The 19,906-nt window shown below is 69.3% G+C and carries 19 protein-coding genes, 3 tRNA genes and 1 riboswitch; of the genes, 11 read left to right on the top strand and 11 right to left on the bottom strand.

The genetic code is table 11. From position 1 onward, the window contains the following. Window positions 1–11: 11 nt before the first annotated feature. The 3 genes from ACFV9C_RS35695 to ACFV9C_RS35685 all read left to right on the top strand — a co-directional run bounded on the left by ACFV9C_RS35695 (window position 12) and on the right by ACFV9C_RS35685 (window position 2,817). Entirely contained in the window at window positions 12–935 is a 924-nt protein-coding gene (locus ACFV9C_RS35695; RefSeq protein ID WP_380200690.1) for an AraC family transcriptional regulator, read from the top strand. Window positions 936–1,126: 191 nt separating this feature from the next. Continuing rightward, window positions 1,127–2,125 (top strand): sensor histidine kinase, encoded by a 999-nt coding sequence (locus ACFV9C_RS35690; protein ID WP_380200688.1) that lies wholly within the window; start codon window positions 1,127–1,129, stop codon window positions 2,123–2,125. After that, window positions 2,122–2,817 carry a response regulator gene (locus ACFV9C_RS35685; RefSeq protein WP_380200686.1) on the top strand — a complete coding sequence of 232 codons (696 nt, stop codon included), beginning with the start codon at window positions 2,122–2,124 and terminating at the stop codon, window positions 2,815–2,817. Before ACFV9C_RS35690 ends, ACFV9C_RS35685 begins: the two co-directional genes overlap by 4 nt. Here ACFV9C_RS35685 and ACFV9C_RS35680 read toward each other — a convergent pair. Together ACFV9C_RS35680 and ACFV9C_RS35675 are read right to left on the bottom strand one after the other, a co-directional pair. Beyond that, on the bottom strand, window positions 2,742–4,223 hold the full coding sequence (locus ACFV9C_RS35680; RefSeq protein WP_380200684.1) for an alpha/beta hydrolase: 1,482 nt from the start codon (window positions 4,221–4,223) through the stop codon (window positions 2,742–2,744). The genes ACFV9C_RS35685 and ACFV9C_RS35680 overlap by 76 nt on opposite strands. A 134-nt stretch (window positions 4,224–4,357) precedes the next feature. Beyond that, on the bottom strand, window positions 4,358–4,798 hold the full coding sequence (locus ACFV9C_RS35675) for a pyridoxamine 5'-phosphate oxidase family protein (RefSeq protein WP_380200682.1): 441 nt from the start codon (window positions 4,796–4,798) through the stop codon (window positions 4,358–4,360). A 92-nt stretch (window positions 4,799–4,890) separates the two neighbouring features. Here ACFV9C_RS35675 and ACFV9C_RS35670 point away from each other — a divergent pair, with 92 nt between their 5' ends. From ACFV9C_RS35670 to ACFV9C_RS35655, 4 genes are all read left to right on the top strand, one after another. Continuing rightward, a complete protein-coding gene (locus ACFV9C_RS35670; RefSeq protein WP_380200680.1) occupies window positions 4,891–5,763 on the top strand; it encodes a sigma-70 family RNA polymerase sigma factor in 873 nt (290 codons plus the stop codon). A 146-nt stretch (window positions 5,764–5,909) separates the two neighbouring features. After that, window positions 5,910–5,982 (top strand) — tRNA-Gly (locus ACFV9C_RS35665). A 22-nt stretch (window positions 5,983–6,004) separates the two neighbouring features. After that, window positions 6,005–6,075: transfer RNA gene (locus tag ACFV9C_RS35660), tRNA-Cys, on the top strand. 13 nt (window positions 6,076–6,088) lie between these two features. Further along, window positions 6,089–6,160 (top strand) — tRNA-Val (locus ACFV9C_RS35655). A gap of 42 nt (window positions 6,161–6,202) precedes the next feature. Here ACFV9C_RS35655 and ACFV9C_RS35650 read toward each other — a convergent pair. From ACFV9C_RS35650 to ACFV9C_RS35635, 4 genes are all read right to left on the bottom strand, one after another. After that, entirely contained in the window at window positions 6,203–6,694 is a 492-nt protein-coding gene (locus tag ACFV9C_RS35650; protein WP_380200678.1) for an EamA family transporter, read from the bottom strand. Between the two features lie 468 nt (window positions 6,695–7,162). Next, window positions 7,163–7,906: an SDR family NAD(P)-dependent oxidoreductase gene (locus tag ACFV9C_RS35645; RefSeq protein WP_380200676.1), complete on the bottom strand. Its 744-nt coding sequence runs from the start codon at window positions 7,904–7,906 to the stop codon at window positions 7,163–7,165. A 16-nt stretch (window positions 7,907–7,922) separates the two neighbouring features. Next, on the bottom strand, window positions 7,923–8,990 hold the full coding sequence (gene rsgA, locus ACFV9C_RS35640; protein ID WP_380200674.1) for a ribosome small subunit-dependent GTPase A: 1,068 nt from the start codon (window positions 8,988–8,990) through the stop codon (window positions 7,923–7,925). A gap of 154 nt (window positions 8,991–9,144) precedes the next feature. After that, a complete protein-coding gene (locus tag ACFV9C_RS35635; RefSeq protein ID WP_380200672.1) occupies window positions 9,145–10,311 on the bottom strand; it encodes a YihY/virulence factor BrkB family protein in 1,167 nt (388 codons plus the stop codon). 63 nt (window positions 10,312–10,374) lie between these two features. Here ACFV9C_RS35635 and ACFV9C_RS35630 point away from each other — a divergent pair, with 63 nt between their 5' ends. Together ACFV9C_RS35630 and ACFV9C_RS35625 are read left to right on the top strand one after the other, a co-directional pair. Beyond that, window positions 10,375–11,982: an acyl-CoA dehydrogenase family protein gene (locus ACFV9C_RS35630; RefSeq protein ID WP_380200670.1), complete on the top strand. Its 1,608-nt coding sequence runs from the start codon at window positions 10,375–10,377 to the stop codon at window positions 11,980–11,982. After that, window positions 11,981–12,063: riboswitch (ZMP/ZTP riboswitch) on the top strand. (Overlaps the previous gene by 2 nt.) Window positions 12,064–12,091: 28 nt before the next feature. Next, the gene (locus tag ACFV9C_RS35625) at window positions 12,092–13,540 is read left to right on the top strand and encodes a glycine hydroxymethyltransferase (protein WP_380200668.1); all 1,449 of its coding nucleotides are present in this window, start codon (window positions 12,092–12,094) and stop codon (window positions 13,538–13,540) included. Here the strand turns inward: ACFV9C_RS35625 and ACFV9C_RS35620 are convergent. Next, window positions 13,533–15,074, bottom strand: a complete 1,542-nt coding sequence (locus ACFV9C_RS35620; protein WP_380200666.1) for a DHA2 family efflux MFS transporter permease subunit — start codon at window positions 15,072–15,074, stop codon at window positions 13,533–13,535. The two genes, ACFV9C_RS35625 and ACFV9C_RS35620, sit on opposite strands and share 8 nt — an antisense overlap. A gap of 63 nt (window positions 15,075–15,137) precedes the next feature. On the opposite strand from ACFV9C_RS35620, the gene ACFV9C_RS35615 reads away from it, so the two are divergent. Both ACFV9C_RS35615 and ACFV9C_RS35610 read left to right on the top strand, forming a co-directional pair. Next, window positions 15,138–15,608 (top strand): GbsR/MarR family transcriptional regulator, encoded by a 471-nt coding sequence (locus ACFV9C_RS35615; protein ID WP_380200664.1) that lies wholly within the window; start codon window positions 15,138–15,140, stop codon window positions 15,606–15,608. After that, window positions 15,605–16,156 (top strand): DUF6624 domain-containing protein, encoded by a 552-nt coding sequence (locus ACFV9C_RS35610; protein WP_380200662.1) that lies wholly within the window; start codon window positions 15,605–15,607, stop codon window positions 16,154–16,156. The genes ACFV9C_RS35615 and ACFV9C_RS35610 overlap by 4 nt, the downstream gene beginning before the upstream one ends. Here the strand turns inward: ACFV9C_RS35610 and ACFV9C_RS35605 are convergent. The 4 genes from ACFV9C_RS35605 to ACFV9C_RS35590 are packed head-to-tail and all read right to left on the bottom strand — an operon-like array spanning window position 16,133 to window position 19,683. After that, the gene (locus ACFV9C_RS35605) at window positions 16,133–17,311 is read right to left on the bottom strand and encodes an amidase (RefSeq protein ID WP_380200660.1); all 1,179 of its coding nucleotides are present in this window, start codon (window positions 17,309–17,311) and stop codon (window positions 16,133–16,135) included. The genes ACFV9C_RS35610 and ACFV9C_RS35605 overlap by 24 nt on opposite strands. Then, complete coding sequence (locus tag ACFV9C_RS35600) at window positions 17,308–17,910, bottom strand: hypothetical protein (RefSeq protein ID WP_380200658.1); 603 nt, start codon at window positions 17,908–17,910, stop codon at window positions 17,308–17,310. The genes ACFV9C_RS35605 and ACFV9C_RS35600 overlap by 4 nt, the downstream gene beginning before the upstream one ends. After that, window positions 17,885–19,117 carry an MFS transporter gene (locus tag ACFV9C_RS35595; RefSeq protein ID WP_380200656.1) on the bottom strand — a complete coding sequence of 411 codons (1,233 nt, stop codon included), beginning with the start codon at window positions 19,115–19,117 and terminating at the stop codon, window positions 17,885–17,887. Before ACFV9C_RS35595 ends, ACFV9C_RS35600 begins: the two co-directional genes overlap by 26 nt. Further along, window positions 19,114–19,683, bottom strand: a complete 570-nt coding sequence (locus ACFV9C_RS35590) for a winged helix-turn-helix domain-containing protein (protein WP_380200654.1) — start codon at window positions 19,681–19,683, stop codon at window positions 19,114–19,116. Before ACFV9C_RS35590 ends, ACFV9C_RS35595 begins: the two co-directional genes overlap by 4 nt. Window positions 19,684–19,906: the final 223 nt, after the last annotated feature.

Here is a 19,906-nt window from a genome sequence, read left to right as displayed (position 1 = left end):
CGAGAGTACAGATGACCGATCAGCTGTCCGAGGTGTTCGAGCTCGTCGAGGTGCGCGGGCTGGTGTCCGGCGGGTTCGTGGTCCAGGGGCCGTGGGTGTCGCGCGCGACGTTGCGGGAGACGTTCAAGTTCATCGCGATGGTCGGCGGCCGCGCCCGCCTGACGACCGACGGCATCGACGGGCCGGTCGAGCTGCGCGCGGGCGATGTCGCGATCCTCAACAACCGCACGCGGCTGGAGCTGTCCGGCGGGTCCGGCGACGGTCCGGTCCAACTGGTCGAGCCGGTCGAGACCGGGCTGGAGCTGCTCGGCGCCGACTGGGACAGCAACGACATCGTCATCGGCGGCCGCATCGACCTGAACGACGCCGGGCGCACGCTGCTCGGCGAGGCGCTGCCGCCGGTCGCGCACGTCCAAGCCTCCCCCACCACCGGCGCGAACCTCCGCGGAAGCCTGCACCGGCTGTTCACCGAGGTCACGAGCAACCGGATCGGCTCGGCGTTCGCGATCCGCCAGCACGCGCAGCTCGTACTCCTGGAAGTCCTTCGCACGTACGTCGAACAGGCCGAGCTCCCACCCGGCTGGCTGCGTGTCCTGACCGACGAGCGCCTCCGCCCTGCGCTCACCCTGATGCACTCGCAGCCGGACACGCTCTGGGGTCTGAACGAACTCGCGCACGCCGCCGCGATGTCCCGCACCGCCTTCGCCGAGCGCTTCCGCGCCGTCGCTGGGATGCCGCCACGCGCGTACCTGAACCGCTGGCGGATGATGCTCGCCCAGCGCGCTCTTCGCACCGGCGACGTCAGCGTTGGGTCACTCGCCACCGAGCTGGGCTACGCCTCCGAGAGCGCCTTCAGTACTGCGTTCAAACGCGAGGTCGGCGAGTCGCCGTTGCGGTACCGCTTCAACGCCCGCGCTCAGGCCTTGTCCAGCTGATCCACCAGCCCAGCGGTAAGTCAACGGGTGCCTATAGTTGCCGCGTGTTGGCGGAGCGGTTCGAGAGCTACTTACGGTCGCATCGGACAGCTGTGGACTCTGTAGCGGCCGGCGTGCTTCTAGCGGTAGTCCTAGCCGTCGGCTGGGCCTTGAGTGCGCCTGTCGAGTACTTCGTGTTCTCTGTGTTGCTGGTGCTTCCTCTGACGGTACGGCGGCGCTGGCCGGCCGCATGCGTCGTGGCGGTTGCGGTGGCGGCGCTTGTGCAGTGGCTTACCGTTCGCAACACGGTGAGCGCCGTACCGGCAGACCTGGCAGTGCCGATCGCGGTGCACGCTGCCGCGGCGTACGGCTCGGTCTGGCTGGCACGGGGAGCGCTCGGCGGCGCGCTCGTGGGCGCAGTGCTCGGCGCACTGGCCTGGCCGCGGTTGCTGGACACGACAGCCGCTCACCTGGTCATCGGGGCACTGCTGGCGAGCACAGTGGTCGCCGCGTGGGCAGTCGGCTCGCTCCAGCGGGTACGTCGTACCCAGGCCGAACGGGAGCGCCTGCTCGCCGTACTCGCCGAGCGCACCCGGATCGCGCGGGAGATGCACGACGTCGTCGCGCACTCGCTGGCCGTTGTGATCGCGCAGGCAGACGGCGGCCGGTACGCCGCGAACCACCCCGCCGGGGACCCGGCGATCACGGCGCTCGCGACGATCGGGCAGCACGCCCGCGCCGCACTCGCCGAGACGCGCCAGATCCTCGGCGTGCTGCGCTCCGGCGAACGCCCCAACGCACCCGCGCCCGGCCCCGGCGAGCTGACCGGGCTGATCGAACAGGTCCGGGCCGGCGGCCAGAGTGTCGAGGCGACGATCGAGGCCGCACCCAGCACAGTGGACCCGGCCCTCGGGCTGACCGTCTACCGGATCGTCCAGGAAGGACTCACGAACTTCATGAAGCACGCCGGACCGGACGCACACGCGGAGGTATCGGTCCGCTGGACAGCGGACCGCGTGGAGATCACCGTCGCCGACAACGGCGCCGGCCCCGCCCACACACACGGCCCGGCCCGCACGCACGGCCCGGCCCGCACGCGGGGCTACGGCCTGATCGGCATGCGCGAGCGCGCCGCGGCGTACGGCGGCACGGTAGAGCTGCGGTCCCGCGACGGCGGCGGGTCGTTGCTGACGGCCACGATTCCGGCATGATCCGCGTCGTCCTGGCCGAGGACCAGCAGCTGGTCCGCGCGGGCCTCCGGATGGTGATCGACTCGCAGCCCGACCTCACCGTCGTCGCCGAGGCCGGCGACGGCCTCGCCGCGGTCGAGCAGGTACGCCGGTTACGGCCCGACGTGGTGGTGATGGACGTCCGGATGCCGAAGCTCGACGGGATCGAGGCCACCGCGCGGATCACCCCGGGGCCTGCCGTGCTGATGCTGACGACGTACGACCTCGACGAATACGTGCTGGCCGCTGTCCGTGCCGGCGCCGGCGGGTTCCTGCTGAAGGACGCGCCACCCGAGGACATGCTCGCCGCGATCAGAACTGTGCACGCCGGTGACGCCGTACTGGCCGCGTCGACGACCCGGCGGCTGCTGGATCAGCTGCTCGAACGTGTCGAGCCTGCTGTTGATCCAGCCGCGGCCAGGGCCGTCGACGGACTCACCGCCCGCGAGCGGGAGGTGCTGGTGTCGATCGCCCGCGGCTGGTCGAACGCCGAGATCGCCGAGCGCCTCACAGTGTCGGCCGGAACGGTCAAGACCCACGTCAGCAGCGTCCTGGCGAAGCTGGGCATCCGCGACCGTGTACAGGCCGTGGTGTTCGCCTATGAGGCCGGTCTCGTACGCCCTGGCTCGAAGCAGGACACGTCACGCGACGGCAGACGTCCACTGGACAGGTAGTAGTCGGCAATGGCGTCCACACACGCGGAAGCGACGTACACGCCGTGCCGATAGCTGTCCTGCAACGTGACCATGCGGGAGCCCGTCAGAGCGTTGTGCATAGCGAGTTGGCCGGTGTACGGCAGCACGGGGTCGCCAGAGGCACTAAGGATGAGGGCCTGGTGGTTGTTACCGACAACAGTCGGCTCTTCGCTCGGTGCGGTCGGCCAGAACGCGCAGGGGTTGATGTCCCGAGCCAGAGGTCCGAAGAGCGGCTCAGTTGCCCGGTGGCTGACGATGTCGTGGTAGTACGTCTCCGGGTCGCGGGAGGTCGCACGGTCGGCGCACTGGTTCGCCACGTTGGCGCTGAAGCTGAACTCCGGCACGACGTCGGTCAGGTCGTACAACTGGAAGCGTTGCTCCTGCGCGGGCGTCGGCGTGACGTCCTTCCCGGCGGCAGCGTCTCGCAGTACGCGCACCTGAGCGCTGAACTCGGCGTACGAAGCGTCTGTGTCGTCAACGGTCAGCAACAGACCAGGCAGCATCGCCCGCGTCACCTGGTGCGTGCCGACCTGCAGTGGAGTCGCTGCGGCGATCCGGTCGATCGCTGCGAGTACGGCGGACCTGGTCGCACCGAGTCCGGCGTTGTGACGCGCCGCCCAGCCGGCCCAGTCCGCCAGGGCTGCTGCGTCGGCTGGTGCGGTCTCACGCGTCCAGTTGGGCCCATAGCTGTCCGGAGCGTGCGAGCTGTCCAGTACTACGCGATCAGCGCGTGACGGGAACAGCTGCAGATACACGGCGCCCAAGTAGGTCCCGTACGACACCCCGAAGTACGAGATCCGCTGTACGCCGAGGCGCTCACGGACCTTGTCCAGGTCACGGGCGATGTTCCGCGTCGACGCGTACGGCAACAGGTCCTGGTACGGCGCACACCGGGCAGCCAGGTCGCGTGCGATCGCCGTACTGATCCGGAAGTCGCGCCTGGTCGGGCTGCCGTACTGCACGCTCCGCAGGTACTCGTCGGTCGGGTAACCGCACTCCAGCGGCGTACTGCGACCGAAGAACCGCGGGTCGACGCCCACCACGTCGTACTTCGCAGCCAGGCCCGGGTTCTTCTCCAGTAACCAGCTGATGCCCTGCCGTGACGCCTCCGGGCCGCCTACGTTCACCACCAGCGTGCCCTGCTTGTGCAGGGTGTCCGTCGCGCTCCTCCGGGCGATGGCCAGGGTGATCGCCCGGCCGTTCGGATCGCTGTAGTCCAACGGGACCTGGAGCTCGGCGCACGACGCCCCGGCCGCATCCAGGCTCGCGCCGACCTCATCGTCAGGGCCGGTGCTGCAGCCGTGCCAGGTGAGCTGCTGCGGAGTTCCGGACACCATGCTGGAAACCATGGACAGTGTGGCAACAGCTGTGCCGATGATGCGCATTCTCTCCTCCTGCGTCTGGGAATGACGCCGGAAGCGTAGGTACGGCGGGCCGCCCGGCTCATCGGTGCGCAGACGGAACTTCCAGCTGCCGCCTCTGCCGCGCGACAGAGGACGGCATCAATCGCAGGACCGGGTCAGACCAGCCAGCGGCCGCCTTTCATCAGCACGCGGTCCTTGAGCTCCTCGACCTCGCGCCACGCCTGGATCCTGGTCGGCGTCACCCGGAAGAACGGGTAGTTCGGCAGCGGCCGCGGGTCGAAGCCGGCCTTCGCCGCGAACGCCGCGCCCTCGGCGTCGGTCGCGTCGACCACCTCGGCCGTACCGGTCACGTGGATGACGTCGCGGACCTCGCCGAGCGTCAGCTGCACCCGCGGGTTCGCGCTCAGGTTGCGTGCCGTCGGGTTCGTCCGCGACGTCGACAGCAGCAGCGTCCCGTCGGTCCACAGGAACGAGAGCGGCATCAGGTACGGCGTACCGTCGAGCGCGGCCGTCGACACCCACGCGTCGACGTCCTTCTCCAGCCGGTCCAGGGTGTCCTGCTTGCGGACCGCCGGCGGGCGGGCTGCCTCCGTCATCGCGCACTCCTCTGTCACATGTCGCCGTCGGGCTTCGTCAGTCGTGTGACGGCGCTGGGCCGCACAGTGTGACAGGTGAGAGGTTGGGCGAGATGACCGGGGACGACTGGCTGGCAGTGCGGTTCGAGGAGAACCGGGACCGGCTGCGCGCCGTCGCGTACCGGATCCTGGGCTCCGAGCCGGAGGCCGAGGATGCGGTCCAGGAGACCTGGATCCGGCTCAGCCGCAGCGACACCGAGGCGATCGACAACCTCGGCGGCTGGCTGACGACGGTCGTCGGGCGGATCTGCCTGGACATGCTGCGGTCCCGGCGCGGGCGGCCCGAGCTCCCGGTCGGCGAGCACTCCGCCGTGCTGGCCGACGACGGCGTGCCGGATCCGGAGCTCGAGGCGATCCAGGCGGACTCGGTCGGGCTGGCGCTGCTCGTCGTACTCGAGACGCTGTCGCCGGCCGAGCGGCTGGCGTTCGTGCTGCACGACCTGTTCGCCGTACCGTTCGAGGACATCGCTCCGATCATCAAGAAGTCGCCGGCCGCGGCGCGGCAGATCGCGAGCCGGGCCCGGCGGCGGGTCCGCGGTACGCCGGAACCGACCGACGTGGATGTCCTGCGCCAGAAGGAGGTCGTGACCGCGTTCCTGACCGCGGCGCGCGAAGCCGACTTCACCGCGCTGCTCACGGTGCTCGACCCGGAGGTCGTGGTGCGCGGAGACGCGAGCGCCGCGTCGTACGGGTCGACGATGTCGCCCTTGTCCGGCGCCGCCGAGGTCGCGGAGGCCTTCACCGGGCGGGCGCGCGCGGCGAAGCTCGTACTCGTCGACGGGATGCCCGGCCTGGTGTGGATGCAGCGCGGCGAACCGTTGATTGTGTTCTCTTTCACGGTGGTCGGCGGGCGTGTCGCCGCGATCGATCTCCGGGGCGATCCGGAGTACCTCGAAAGCGTCGATCTCGTGACCTTGCGGGCCTGATCCGACGGCGTGGCGAGTGGACAGCATCGGCGTGCATCGTGCGTCGCGCGGAGCGTCCCGGAACGGCCTGGAATCCGGTTTTTGCGGACGCGAAAAGTGCGCTACTGTTCTGCTCTCGCAGGGAGCGGAAACGCTCGCAGCGAAGCGCGGACGTAGCTCAGTTGGTAGAGCGCAACCTTGCCAAGGTTGAGGTCGCCGGTTCGAACCCGGTCGTCCGCTCGGAGAGGGTTCGGCTCTCAGTGGTGGAGTGGCCGAGAGGCGAGGCAACGGCCTGCAAAGCCGTGTACACGGGTTCGAATCCCGTCTCCACCTCATTACAGCGCTTGGACGATTGGCGCAGCGGTAGCGCGCTTCCCTGACACGGAAGAGGTCACTGGTTCGATCCCAGTATCGTCCACGACAGGCGGCGTGGTCAGCGAAGGCTGACCACGCCGCCTTTTCAGTGTCGGCGGGCTTGGGCGGCGACTGCCAAGAGGAGTACTGCGGCGCCGGTGAGGGCCAGGGCAGTTAGGTGCTCGTGGAAAGCGAGTATGCCGATGGCTGTGGCTACTACTGGTTCCAGTAGGGCTATTACTGCTGCGGTTGATGCCTTGAGGGTTGTTAGGCCGGCGTAGAAGAGCGTGTAGGCCAGTGCGGTGGGGACCAGGCCGAAGTATGCGATCAGGAGCCAGCCCGTCCACGTGGTTGGGAGTGCTGCGAACGGGGCTAGTAGTAGGGCTCCGGTGGTGAAGCCAACGAGGGCTGTTGTCAGAGGGTCTTGGCTCTTGCGGTTCAGGAGTGTCGTTAGCGAGTAGCCGGCAGCTGAGGCCAGGGCTGCCGCTATGCCGGTGAGGTTGGCGGTGCCGGTTGTGGCTGTGAGGAGGACCAGGCCTGCTATGGCAGTGAAGGTGGCAGTAGTGAGGCGTTCGCGGGCGGCGATGGTGATGATCACCGGTGCGGCGCCAAGAGCGATGACCGTGGCGATCCCAACGCCTACACGTGGGATTGCAGTGAAGTAACCGAGCTGGCAGATAGCCAGGCCGACGCCACTGAAACCAGCACGTGGCTGCACAGGACGTCGGCGTACGGCAGGCAACAGCCAGACCGCTGCGGCAGCCAGGCGCCAGAAGGAAATCGCGAGCGGGGACAGGCCGGCGTACTGCGAGAGCAGGGCGCCGGTGGGGCCGCCGGTGCCCCAGGCGAGGGCGGCAAGGACTACGAGGACAAGGGCACGCCGATGGTGCATCGGACACTCCAGGATCGTTCGCTACGAGTAAGGGGCGTCTGCGAACAGCCCGAAGAAGCCCAGGTCGCAGGACCTGGGCGCGTGGGGGAAGCCGTCCGCTAAGCGGCGGCCGGCGGAGTCATGATGCGATGCACGAGGAGACCTTAGCCAGTCCTCCACACCTCGGCGACTGGATTACATGCGGAGGTACGAGCCGCCGTTGAAGTCCAGGACGGTGCCGGTGGCGAACTCCGCTTCGGCCGAAGCCAGGTAGCGGATGGCAGCCGCCACCTCTGACGGGTCCGCTACGCGTTCCAGCGGGCTTTCCAGGCGGCGGCGGTCGTAGCCTTCGCCGGCCAGGTTGACCGCGGCCATGTCGGTCACCGTCCAGCCAGGGGCAATGGCGGTGACAGCGATTCCTTCAGGGCCCAGTGCGCGGGCGAGGGATTGGGTGAAGGAGACGATCGCTGCTTTCGAGGCGCCGTACGCGGGCTGGTTCGGTTCGCCGCGGAAGGCGCCGCGCGACGACACGTTGACGATCCGGCCGCCCCTGGTCATGTGCCGGACGGCGCACCACGTTACGTTGGCGGGACCAACAAGATTGACGGCCAGGGTATCGGTCCACGCCTGTTGCCACTCGGCGTACGTCGTCTCCCGGATCCGGTGCGGGTGGTAGACGCCGGCGTTGTTCACGAGTACGTCGATGCTGCCCAGCGCGGTCGCCGCGTCCGACACCATCGCCTCGATCGCGTCCGGATCGGCGAGGTCCGCCTGGACGGCGAGATGCCCCGACCCGGGCAGCTCCTTCACGAGCTGGGCGGCCGCCTCCCCGGACGAGCTGTAGTGCACCGCCACCCGGTCCCCCGCGGCGGCGAAGGCTCGCGCCGTCGCCGCACCGATCCCCCGCGAAGCCCCTGTCACCAGCACTGATCGGTTCATACAACCGATCCTTTCACTACTGACGAGGGTTCCAGTCCCGACGGTACGACTTGGCGGCCCGCACCCACTCCTTCTTCGCCTCGTTCCGCAGCCGCACGTCCGCCCGCCGCGCCATGTACGCCGCTTCGCGCTGCAGCTTCACCCAGCTCTCGTAGCGCCGGTACGGCAACGTCCCGTCCTCGAGACCCGCCCGTACGGCGCAACCGGGCTCGGACTCGTGCGAGCAGTCCTTGAACTTGCACTGCTCCGCCAGCTCCGTCACGTCCGGGAAAGCCGCGGCCAGGCCCTCCCCGCTCTCCTGCAGACCGATCCCCCGCAGCTCAGGTGTGTCGATGACGACGCCGCCACTCGGCAGCACGATCAGCTCGCGCCGTACCGACGTATGCCGTCCCTTGCCGTCCTCCCGGATGTCCTGCACGTCCAGGAGCTCCACACCGGCCAGTGCGTTCACCAGCGACGACTTACCCGCACCACTGGACCCCAGCAACGCCAGCGTCGCGTTGTCGGCCAGCAGCTCACGTACGGCGTCCATACCGGCGCCCGTGCTCGCGCTACACACCAGTACGTCAGCCCCGGGCGCAGCCGCGGCCACGTCCTCGGCCAGCAGGTCGGCATCGTGCACGAGGTCCGATTTGGTCAGTACGACGACCGGCCGCGCACCGCTCTCCCAGGCCAGCGCCATGAAGCGTTCGATCCGGACGATGTTCGGCTCCGGGACCAGGCCGACGACGATCGCGATCACGTCGACGTTCGACGCGAGCACCTGCCCACGGGAGGACCGGCCGGCCTCCGCGCGGACGATCGCCGACCGGCGGGGCAGCACCGACTCGACCGTGATCCGGTCGTCCGGCCAGAAGCGAAGTACCACCCAGTCGCCCGTACACGGGCCGGCCTGGGCGTCTGAGGCGATCTCGGCGAGCAGCGCCCCGGACCAGCTGGCCCGGACCGGCCCGTCCTCGGTGAAGACCGTCGCCAGGCCCTTGTCGACCCGGGCGACCCGTCCCGGGACCAGATCCGCGGGGACGGTGTGCAGACATTCGGCCGTGGAGCTGTCGAGTCCCAGGGCCTGGAGTGTGGCTGACATGCGGCGAACCTTTCGAAGGGCCGGCCGCGCGGATTCAGCTCCGCGGCCGGACAGTGCGGGAGACAACGGGCCGGATGGCCTGTTCGAAGCTCATGGCGGGTTGCCTCCCTTCGGGTCCTGTGCGGTCCAGCCAGGACCGTCTGTCGCGATGCCGTCAGCCTAGGTCGTCGTCATCCCCCTGCGCACCCGGTTTTCCGACCCGCGCGGCCTTCCGGTCCGGCTCCGCGGGCGCCTTCTTGACCGCCTTCTTGAGGCCCTTCCGGACGGCCGGAGGGATGTTCCGCGGCTGCTCCGCGAGCTCCTCCAGTTTTCGCGCTGCCTCCGCATGCGCCTCGGACTCCACCGGCGTCAGCGGCTGCGGGTGCTCGTGGTGCTGCTCCGGCTCGGCCTTCATCACCGGCTCGACCTCGTCGTCCTTCCCGGCGACGGGCGCGGGCTCCTCCTTCTTGACCTCGGTCACGTGCGCCTTGTGCGGCCACAGCCGGTCCACGACCGCGTTCAGGGCAGCACCGATCAGTACGGCGATCGCGGTCATGTAGAGCCACATCAGCACCGCGATCGGTGCCGCCAGCGGGCCGTAGATCGACGTACCGCCGACTGTGCTCTGCAGGATCCAGCGGAGCACGAAGCTGCCGAGGATCCAGATCGACAGCGCCAGGAACGAGCCGGGCAGGTCTGAGACCCACGGCGTCCGGATCGGGACCGACAGGTGGTACAGGGTGTTCAGGAAGCCCGCGGACAGGATTGTGACCACCGGCCAGTACAGCTGGTTCAGGAAGTCCAGGCGGTGCGGCAACAGGGCGTCGACCGCATCCGGGCCGGCCAGCACCAGCGGCAGCACGATCACGCCGATGATCAGCGCGGCGCAGTACAGGCTGAACGACAGCGCGCGGGTCTTGACGATGCCGCGTTTGCCGCCCATCCCGTACATGATCGTGATGGTGTCGACGAACACGTTCAGCGCGCGGCTGCCGGACCACAGCGAGAGCACGAACCCGATCGAGATCACGTCCGGCCGGCCGCCGTTCAGCACCTGGTCCAGGGTCGGCGAGATCACGCTCTTGATCGAGTCGTCGGTGAGCGCCCGGGCGGCCAGGTCGACGATCTGCTGTTTGACGTCGTTGATCGTCTCGACCTCGAACCACCTGCTCGCGATGTAGCCGAGCGAGCCGGCCAGCCCGAAGATCAGCGGCGGCAGCGAGAGGATCGCGAAGAACGCCCCCTCGGCCGCGAGACCGGTGACCCGGTACCGCAGACACACCCCGACCGTCTGGGTGAGCAGCTTCCAGGTCGTCGCGGGGACCTTGCGAACCCATGCCAATGAGAGGGAGCTCCCACCAGTGGGTCCTGCCCCAGAACGTGCCATACCGCTTACCGTACTGACATGGCGGACCCATTCGCGGTAACGAACCAGGCTCCCCCACTGCGGGGCGTGAACTTCTTCACGCGGGATGCGGCGCTCGGTGACGCTCTGCGCCCGTACGCCGAGTTCGCGCACGATCCCGCGCTGACCCGGATCGGTGAGCTCGCCGGGTCCGAGGAGGCCCGCGCGCACGCCCTCCCGGCGAACCAGAACCCGCCCGTGCTGCGGACCCATGACCGGTACGGGAACCGGATCGACGAGGTCGAGTTCCACCCGTCGTGGCACTGGCTGATGGAGCAGGCCGTCGGGTTCGGGCTGCAGGCCGCGCCGTGGACGAGCGACCGCCCCGCGCCGCACCTGCGCCGGGCGGCCGGGTTCTACCTCTGGTCGCAGGTGGAGCCGGGGCACGGGTGCCCGATCTCGATGTCGTACGCCGCGGTCCCGGCGCTGCGGGCGGACGAGCAGCTCGCGGCGGAGTGGGTGCCGCAGTTGGCGTCCACGGAGTACGACGTACGGCGGTTGCCGGCCGCGGCGAAGGGCGGCGTACTGGCCGGGATGGGGATGACCGAGAAGCAGGGCGGGTCCGACGTACGGGCGAACCTGACGACCGCGACGCCGGTCGGAGACGTGTACCAGCTGGACGGGCACAAGTGGTTCTGCTCGGCGCCGCAGGTGGACGTCTTCCTGGTACTGGCGCAGGCGCCGGACGGCCTGAGCTGCTTCGTCGTACCGCGGGTGCTTGCCGACGGCAATCGGAACCCGTTCGCGCTGCAGCGGCTGAAGGACAAGCTCGGGAACCGGTCGAACGCGTCGTCGGAGGTCGAGTTCCACGGGACGATCGGGTACCGGCTGGGCGAGGAGGGCGCCGGCGTACGGACGATCATCGAGATGGTGGCGGCGACCCGGCTCGATTGCGTGCTCGGGTCGTCGGCGCTCCAGCGGCGGGCGCTGGTGGAGGCGATCTGGCACACCCGTCACCGCTCCGCCTTCGGTGGCCTGCTGGCGGACAAGCCCGCGATGCAGAACGTGCTCGCCGATCTCGCCATCGAGAGCGAAGCCGCAACAGCCCTCGCCATGCGCCTCGCCGCGGCCGTGGACGACCAGCAGGCGGCCGCGTTCCGGCGGATCGGTTTGCCGTTGGCGAAGTTCTGGGTGTGTAAGCGGACGCCGTTCATGGTGGCGGAGGCGTTGGAGTGTCTCGGCGGGAACGGGTACGTCGAGGAGTCCGGGCTGCCGTTGCTCTACCGGGAGTCGCCGTTGAACTCGATCTGGGAAGGGTCGGGGAACGTCAACGCGCTCGACGTACTGCGAGCGCTCCAGAAGCCCGAGTCGCTGGAGGCCTGGTTGCTCGAGGTCGGCACCGTACAAGGCGCGGACGCCCGGCTGGACGCCGCCGTCGAGGGTGTACTGCAAGCGCTTGCCGATCACCACGACGCGGAAGCCGGCGCGCGCAGACTGGCCGCACGGATGGCCCTTTGTCTGCAGGCTTCGCTGCTCGTCCGGCACTCGACGCCCGAGGTCGCCGACGCGTTCGTCGCGTCCCGGCTCGCGGGCGATTGGGGCGGCGTGTTCGGGACGCTTCCGCGGACGACTCCCTTCGAAAGGATCCTCGAGCGCACGATAGGGTGAACGACGTCGCGACTGGCGCGCTGAAGGTGGAGAACCACCGGGGAGCGAAACCCGTCGGCACCGTGCGCCTGGGTGCCCTCGACCCACTGCAACCGCAGGAGAGACAACGATGACTCAAACCTTCGACGCCGCCGCCGCGTCGGCCGCGTACAACAACGCGCTGCAGGTGATCGCCGCGGTCGAGCCGACCATCGCCGGCGCGATCCGGGCCGAGCTGGCCGACCAGCGGTCCTCGCTGAAGCTGATCGCCAGCGAGAACTACGCCTCCCCCGCCACCCTGCTCACGATGGGCAACTGGCTGTCGGACAAGTACGCCGAAGGCACCGTCGGGCACCGCTTCTACGCCGGCTGCCAGAACGTCGACACCGTCGAGCAGGCCGCCGCCGACCACGCGCAGGCGCTGTTCAACGCGCCGCACGCCTACGTCCAGCCGCACTCCGGCATCGACGCGAACCTGGTCGCGTTCTGGGCGATCCTCGCGCAGCGGATCGAGTCCCCGGCGCTCGCCGAGGCCGGCGCGAAGCACGTCAACGACCTGACCGAGGAGGACTGGACCAAGCTCCGCAAGGCGCTCGGCGACCAGAAGATGCTCGGCATGTCGCTGGACGCCGGCGGTCACCTGACGCACGGTTTCCGGCCGAACATCTCCGGCAAGATGTTCAACCAGCACTCGTACGGGACCAACCCAGAGACCGGCCTGCTCGACTACGACGAGGTCGCCCGGGCGGCGCGCGAGTTCAAGCCCCTGATCCTGATCGCCGGGTACTCGGCGTACCCGCGCAAGGTGAACTTCGCCACGATGCGCGAGATCGCCGACGAGGTCGGTGCCACGCTGATGGTCGACATGGCGCACTTCGCCGGCCTGGTGGCGGGCAAGGTGTTCACCGGCGACTTCGACCCGGTCCCGCACGCGCACGTCACCACCACGACCACGCACAAGTCGCTGCGCGGCCCACGCGGCGGCATGGTGCTCTGCCAGCCGGAGTACGCCGAGTCCGTCGACCGCGGCTGCCCGATGGTGCTCGGCGGCCCGCTCAGCCAGACGATGGCCGCGAAGGCGGTCGCGCTGGCCGAGGCGCGGCAGCCTTCGTTCCAGACGTACGCGCAGGCCGTCGCGGACAACGCGGTCACGCTCGCCGAGGGGCTGATGAAGCGCGGCGTCAAGCTCGTCACGGACGGCACGGAGAACCACCTCGTTCTGCTCGACGTCTCGTCGTACGGCATCACCGGCCGGCAGGCCGAGTCGGCGCTGCTCGACGCGGGCATCGTGACCAACCGGAACGCCGTACCGCGGGACCCGAACGGTGCCTGGTACACCTCCGGGGTCCGGATCGGTACGCCGGCGCTGACCACGCGCGGGTTCGGCGCCGACGAGTTCGACCGGGTGGCCGAGCTGATCGTCGATGTCCTGTCGTCGACCACTCCGACCACCACGTCCGCCGGCGCCCCGTCGAAGGCGAAGTACGTCCTCGCCGACGGCGTCGCCGACAAGACCAAGGCCGCCTCGGCCGAGATCCTGGACAAGCACCCGCTGTACCCGGGCCTCGAGCTCAGCTGATCACCGGCTGCCCGTCCTCCTGAGGGCGGGCAGCTTTTCGTTTCGGCATCAGCGTCGCGGCGAGGACCGCGCCGGCGACCGCGATGCCGCCGGAGACCCACATCGTGGTGTTGAGGCTGGTGAGGAACGCGTCCCGCACGCTGCTCGCCAGCCCCGCCGAACCGGTCTTCGCCGCCACCGCGAGACCACCCGCGAGACTCCGCTGCGCCGCGTCCGCGACCTGCGCCGGCAGACCGGTCGTGTCCACGTTGTGCCGGTAGACCGAGTTCAGCACAGTACCGAGTACGGCGACACCGACCGTGCCGCCGACCTGGCGGAAGGCCTGCAGCAGCCCGGATCCGGTCCCGGCCCGCTCCGGGTCGAGCACGCCGAGGGCGGCGTTCATTGCCTGCGGCATCGAACACCCGAGCCCGAAACCGACCACCACGAACCAGATCGCGGTGTACCCGTACCCGGTGCCGAGGTCGGTGAACGCGCCGAGCACGAACCCGGCCGCCATCACGACACACCCCGTCATCACCACCAGCCGCGTGCCGATCCGCGACTCCACCGGCTCGGCCAGCTTCGCGCCGACCGTCATCCCGCCGATGAACGGCAGCAGCTTCAGCCCGGTGTGCAACGCGTCGGAGCCGTTGATGCCCTGGAAGTACTGCGGCATCGTGAACAGCAGCCCGAAGATCGCGAACACCGACACCGTCAGCAGTACGGCGCCGCCGGTGAACACCCGCTCGCGAAACAGCCGCAGCTCGATCAGCGGCTCGGAGCACCGCCGCTGCCAGACCAGGAACCCGGCGATCAGTACGACGGCCAGCCCGAGGAACACGATCGTGACCGCGCCGGACCAGGACGTCTCGCCCGCCTTCGTCACGCCGTACACCAAGGTCGCCAGCCCGGCGCTGGACAGCACGATGCCGAGCCAGTCGATCGCCGGGCGTCGTGAGCTGCGCGACTCCGGCACCAGGAGCGTCACCGCGAGCGCGGCGAGGAACGCGATCGGGACGTTCATCAAGAAGATCCACTGCCAGCCGGCGTGGTCGAGCAGCAGACCACCGACGATCGGGCCGAGCGGCATACCGATGCTGTTGGCAACGACGAAGAAGCCGATCGCCTTCTTCCGCTCCTCCTCGGTGCGGAACAGCACGGTGATCAGCGAGAGCGCGACCGGAACGATCATCGCGGCACCGATGCCGAGGAACGCCCGCGCCGCGATCAGCTGACCGGCCGAGTCGGCGAGCGCGCAGGCAAGCGACGCGAGCCCGAACAGGGTGAGCGCGATCGCGATGATCCTGCGCCGCCCGTACCGGTCGCCGAGCAGACCGGCCGGCAGCAGCAGCGCGGCGAGCACCAGGTTGTAGCTGTTCGCCATCCACTGCAGCTGGCCGGTGGACGCGTCGAGGTCCTTCGCGAGGGTCGGCAGCGCGACGTTGAGCACGGTGGTGTCGAGACCGAGCACGAGTACGGCGAGACACAGCGCGATGAGCACACCGAACCGGCGGGCGCCGGTCAGTGTCGACTCCGGGGTGGTCGTGGTCATGAAATTCAAGTTATCAGAAGTTTGTGATACTTGCGATAAATCCGATTACTGTAAGCTTCAACCATGGCGGAGGAACCGAGCCGGGAGGCAGTCAGCCAGTTCGTCGAGCGCTTCGCGGGCGTGCTGGCGAACAGCGGCGTACCGACGATGTCGGCCCGGGTGATGGGCGCGATGCTGGTCAGCCCCGACGGCTCGCTGACCGCGGCCGAGCTCGCCGAATCCCTGAAGATCAGCCAGCCGGCGGTGTCCGGCGCGGTCCGGCAGCTACTCCAGGTCTCGTTCATCTCCCGCGAACGAATCCCCGGCTCCCGCAAGGACCACTACCGGATCCGCGAGGACGTCTTCGCCGCAATCCTCGAACGCCGCAACCTCGCCCTCAGCGAATGGGAATCCACCAGCCGCTCCGGCGCCACCCTCTTCCCCGCCGGCTCCCCCGTCGCCCACCGCCTCACCGAAGCCGCCGACTTCTTCGCCTTCATCCACGCCGACATGGACCAAATGATCAAGAACTGGCGCGCCGAACGACACCCATGAACCCCGAACTACGTGAAGAGCTGCTGCGACTGGTCGCAACGGACCAGCACGCGCGCCGGCGCCTCGACGAACACCCGCGCCTCACGAACGGCGTACCGGAGGAGGACCTGAGCACGGCCGAACGCCAGACGCTGGAGCAGTTGCTGATGGTGGACGCCGGCAACACCACGCGAATGAAGGAGGTCCTCGCCGCGCACGGTTGGCCTGGCTATGCCCTGGTCGGCTCGGACGGAGCGGAAGCGGCCTGGTTGCTGGTCCAGCATGCTGACCGGGATCCAGCGTTCCAGCGCCGCTGCCTCGAACTGTTGAGCGAGGCCGTGCGAGCAGGCGACGCCGATGCTGGTCACGAGGCCTACCTCACAGATCGGGTGCTGGTGGCTGAGGGCAAGCAGCAGGTGTACGGCACGCAGTTCCGGATGACGGGTGACGGTGCGTTGGAGCCACAGCCGCTGGCGGACCCCGACCAAGTCGACGTACGACGGCGGCAGGTGGGGTTGGGATCGCTTGAGGAATACCGGAAGCTGCTAGCTGATCGCCGGTCGGGGTAGGGGTGCTTGGAGTCGGTGGGCTACTGCTAGGGCGGTGGCGTCTGCGCCGTGGGGGGTGATTACTTGGGCGCCTACTGGGAGGCCGTTTGACAGGCCTGCCGGCACGCTGACTGCGGGGTGGCCGGTGACGTTGAAAGTCCAGCAGGGGTCGCCGGTGACGATGGATTGTTCGTGTTGGTTGTAGCCGTGGGCAACTGTCAGGGTTGTGGGGGTTATCAGGGCGTCGACCTGGGTGAAGAGGTCGGCGAGGGAGGTGTTGTTGTGGTCTCGGATTTCTCGTGCTCGTTGGACTTGAGCAGCTGTCATGCCTCGGCCGTTGTCGAGGGCTGACAGGACCGGCCAGGCTTCGTCGGTCGGGGCCAGGTCGAGCGGTGCGTCTACCACCTGTACGCCGCACTCGGCCAGACGCTGTCGGATCACTCGATCGACGCCTGCGTCCGGTGGGCAGGCGCCGAGCGTTGGGCGATACGCGACCCGCCACGGGCGCTGGTCGAGCGGTGGTACGGGCCAGTGGGGTAAGGCGGTTGGGTCCAGGCGGTGGGGGCCGGTGGTGAGGCTGGTCGCCTGGATCAGGTCGTCCAGGTCGGCGGCGAGGAAGCCGGCTGTGGTGAGTTCGCCTAAGCCTCCGCCGGTGGGGCGGGGGATGCGGCCGTACGTGCCTTTGAAGCCGACGATGCCGCAGAACGAGGCCGGGATGCGGAGTGAGCCGCCGCTGTCGCCGCCGGTTGCCAGGGGTACGACGCCTGCCGCGACCGCGGCTGCCCCGCCCGCTGTGGAACCGCCCGGTGAGCGGGTGAGGTCCCACGGGTTGCGGGTGTACTCGTGCCCGTTCCAGCCGAACGTCAGCGAGACCGCACCACTCCGCGCCCGGGTCGACCAGCCGATCGGGATCGCGCCGGCCGCGGTCAGGCGGGTCAGGATCGGCGACTCCGGCGGCGTACGCGCCTTCACCAGGAACGGGACGCCGGCCAGCGGTCCAGCAGGATCCACCCGCTCCGCCGCCCGGCGAGCTCCGTCGGCGTCCAGTTCCTCCAGGAAGTGCAGCACCGGATCCAACCGGCAGGCGGCGTCCAGGGCCTCCTCGACGACCTCCATCGCGGTCAGCTCGCCGGAGCGGACCAGCTCCGCGGTCCGGAGTGCGGTGCGCCGACTCATGTGGCGATCAGGCAGTAGGCGAAGGCGAGCCGGCGGTCCAGCCAGTCGGCTTTGACGGTGATGAGGTTGGTGCCCTCGGAGTACATGACGACCTCGCCGCCGGCGTGCCACTCCAGGGTCCGCGCCTTCACCGGTTGGTCGCCACCCCCTTCCCCGATCCCGGTGAGCCCGTCGAGCACGCCGACGAGCAACCGGCCCGCGGCCTTCGCGGCAAGCCGGGCGGGCGGGCCGCTCAACCATTCGGTACGACCCAGCACCTCAGGTCGACCGGGCTGGGTAATGCGCCAGTTGGGGCGGAGGACGGGGTGGGTCGAGGGGAGGCGGGTGATGGTGCCGAGTTCGGTGTTGGTGGCGTCTACGACCGACCAGGTGTGGTCGGACTGCGGGACGACCCGGCAGAGGAGTTGGGTCAGGCTGGGGTCGACGTACAGGGTGCGGTCGGGGCCGACGTACGCGCAGGGCTCGAGGACTCGGTCGTCTCTCGGGCCTGGTGGGACGCGGATCGCGTTCGGGCCCCAGTCGATGCGGTTGCGGGTGCGGGTCGCGGGGCGTTCGACGTTGCTGAGGGTGAACTCACGGACGGTCTCCCACTCGGGCACCCGCCGAGTCTACGTGCGGACGCACCCGGGTCGCGGCCCACAGCATCAGCGCCGCGAACAGTACGCCGACCACCCCGCAGGCGACCGAGATACTCGACAGGCTGATCAGCGCGCCGAACCCGGTCATCGCGAGCGGCATCAGTGCCTCGTCGGACAGGTTCACGATGCTGAAACTGCGCCCGAGGTACGACGGATCGACCGACTGCTGGAACGCCGCCGACAGCTGCGCCGACGCGATCCCCGCCGTACAGCCGATCATCGCCATCGCGACGAAGACGGCCAGCCGCGGCACCACCCCGATCATCGCGCACCCGGCCGCCTGCACGACCAGCGCCAGCAGCCCGGACCGCGCCAGGTCGGCCGGCTTCCACCGGATCGCCGCCAGCGCGCCGGCCGCGGCTGCGATCCCGGAGCAGGCCTCGAACCACCCGAACCAGGCCGGCCCCCAGCCCGCCCGGTGCGTGCGCTGCACCAGCCCGACCGCGAGCACCGGCCCGACGCACAGGTTCAGTCCGGAGAACGCGATCACCAGCGTCCGCGCCCGTACGTCGCGCCTCAGGTACGCGAACCCGTCCCGCAGATCCGCACGGACGGATCGTCCGGACGACGCCGGCTGGGGCAGCCGCGGCTTCACCACGAAGGCAAGCGCCAGCGCAATCACCACGAACGACGCCGCGTCCACCAGCATCACCGTGACCAGCCCGCCATTCGCGACCAGCAACCCACCCAACGGGGCACCCGCGAACGTCGCCAACCGCGTCGCCAGCTGCGTACCGGCCGACAGCTTCACCAGGTCCTCGGTGCGCACCATCCGGCGCGGCAGCGTCCCCGACGCGGGCGTGTAGAGCGCGTCGACCGCCCCGAACACGACCGCCACCGCGATCAGCAGCCCGAGCGACAACCCCCACGCCAGCACCGCCACCGAGGCGACGGCGAGTACGGCGATCCGCGCCAGGTTCGCGAGGATCATCGTCCGCCGACCGTCGAGCCGGTCCGCGAGCGCGCCGCCGTACAGCAGGATCAACGCCTTCGGCAGCGCGCCGACGCCCATCACCAGCCCGGCCCCGGCGGGGGTGGTGACCTGGGCCGCGCTCCAGGCGAGACCGACGTACCACGCGACGTCACCGGCCCAGGAGATCCCGGCCGACAGGATCCAGCCGTGCACCCGGCGGTCCCTCCGGAGCGGCGGGAAGACCGGGGCGCTCATGGCCGGGCGGGGACCGCGTGCGCGAAGAAGAACACGCGGTGCGCGTCCTCCCCCTCGGCCGGGTGGTCGTGGTACTCGCGGACCAGGTCCTCGATCCGTTCGCTGAGCTCGACGAGCTGCGCCGGCGTCAATGTGAGCCATCTCTCGGTCGCGTACGCCGCCCGCACCCAGGGCTCGTCGAACTCGTACCGGATGTCGAACCACTGCCGCACCTTGCCGACGTGGTGGGCCAGGTTCACGTCCTCCGCCGAGGCCGCGATCAGCTCCCCCGCCGGGTCGCCCTGGGCGTCGGCGATCGACCACGAGTACTCCGAGGTGTCGCCGAGCTTCCACCAGCGTTCGCGCCGGGTCTTCGCCAGTTCAGGCGCTTCGACGATCACGCCCGCGGACGCGAGAACCTTCAGGTGATGGCTGACGTTGCCGACAAGTTCTCCGGTCGCCCCGGCCAGCCGGGAAGCCGTCGCGGGACCGTCGACATGCAGCAGATCGAGCAGCCGGCGGCGCAGCGGATGGTGCATCGCGGCCAGCACGGACGGGGTCACGGACCGCCGGTTCGGAGGTGTCATGGACGTCACCGTAGCTTCCACAAGAACTCTTGCACAAGAGTTCTTGCACAACACCGAATACGCCCGAATCAATCAACACCAGACTGCTATACATAGCCACATCGTGAGATCGGATCTCAGGATGTAGGAATGGGAGTTGATTTGTCAGGCGCTGGCGCTGACGCTTGTGGACATGCTCGCTGCCCTCTCCACCCACCTCGTAGGTCGCATTCATGTCGACCTC

Source organism: Kribbella sp. NPDC059898 (assembly GCF_042730855.1).
GTDB lineage: Bacteria > Actinomycetota > Actinomycetes > Propionibacteriales > Kribbellaceae > Kribbella.
Note: the sequence above shows the minus strand (reverse complement) of the source record. Positions and strands in the feature narration are given on the sequence as shown.

Coding starts and splice junctions, on each gene's coding strand:
- ACFV9C_RS35675 (WP_380200682.1), bottom strand. CDS start 4,798: ATGACGGAGGCAGCCCGCCCGCCGGCGGTCCGCAAGCAGGACACCCTG.
- ACFV9C_RS35625 (WP_380200668.1), top strand. CDS start 12,092: ATGACTCAAACCTTCGACGCCGCCGCCGCGTCGGCCGCGTACAACAAC.
- ACFV9C_RS35615 (WP_380200664.1), top strand. CDS start 15,138: ATGGCGGAGGAACCGAGCCGGGAGGCAGTCAGCCAGTTCGTCGAGCGC.
- ACFV9C_RS35645 (WP_380200676.1), bottom strand. CDS start 7,906: ATGAACCGATCAGTGCTGGTGACAGGGGCTTCGCGGGGGATCGGTGCG.
- ACFV9C_RS35630 (WP_380200670.1), top strand. CDS start 10,375: ATGGCGGACCCATTCGCGGTAACGAACCAGGCTCCCCCACTGCGGGGC.
- ACFV9C_RS35620 (WP_380200666.1), bottom strand. CDS start 15,074: ATGACCACGACCACCCCGGAGTCGACACTGACCGGCGCCCGCCGGTTC.
- ACFV9C_RS35670 (WP_380200680.1), top strand. CDS start 4,891: ATGACCGGGGACGACTGGCTGGCAGTGCGGTTCGAGGAGAACCGGGAC.
- ACFV9C_RS35590 (WP_380200654.1), bottom strand. CDS start 19,683: ATGACACCTCCGAACCGGCGGTCCGTGACCCCGTCCGTGCTGGCCGCG.
- ACFV9C_RS35685 (WP_380200686.1), top strand. CDS start 2,122: ATGATCCGCGTCGTCCTGGCCGAGGACCAGCAGCTGGTCCGCGCGGGC.
- ACFV9C_RS35595 (WP_380200656.1), bottom strand. CDS start 19,117: ATGAGCGCCCCGGTCTTCCCGCCGCTCCGGAGGGACCGCCGGGTGCAC.
- rsgA (WP_380200674.1), bottom strand. CDS start 8,990: ATGTCAGCCACACTCCAGGCCCTGGGACTCGACAGCTCCACGGCCGAA.
- ACFV9C_RS35605 (WP_380200660.1), bottom strand. CDS start 17,311: ATGAGTCGGCGCACCGCACTCCGGACCGCGGAGCTGGTCCGCTCCGGC.
- ACFV9C_RS35610 (WP_380200662.1), top strand. CDS start 15,605: ATGAACCCCGAACTACGTGAAGAGCTGCTGCGACTGGTCGCAACGGAC.
- ACFV9C_RS35680 (WP_380200684.1), bottom strand. CDS start 4,223: ATGCGCATCATCGGCACAGCTGTTGCCACACTGTCCATGGTTTCCAGC.
- ACFV9C_RS35695 (WP_380200690.1), top strand. CDS start 12: ATGACCGATCAGCTGTCCGAGGTGTTCGAGCTCGTCGAGGTGCGCGGG.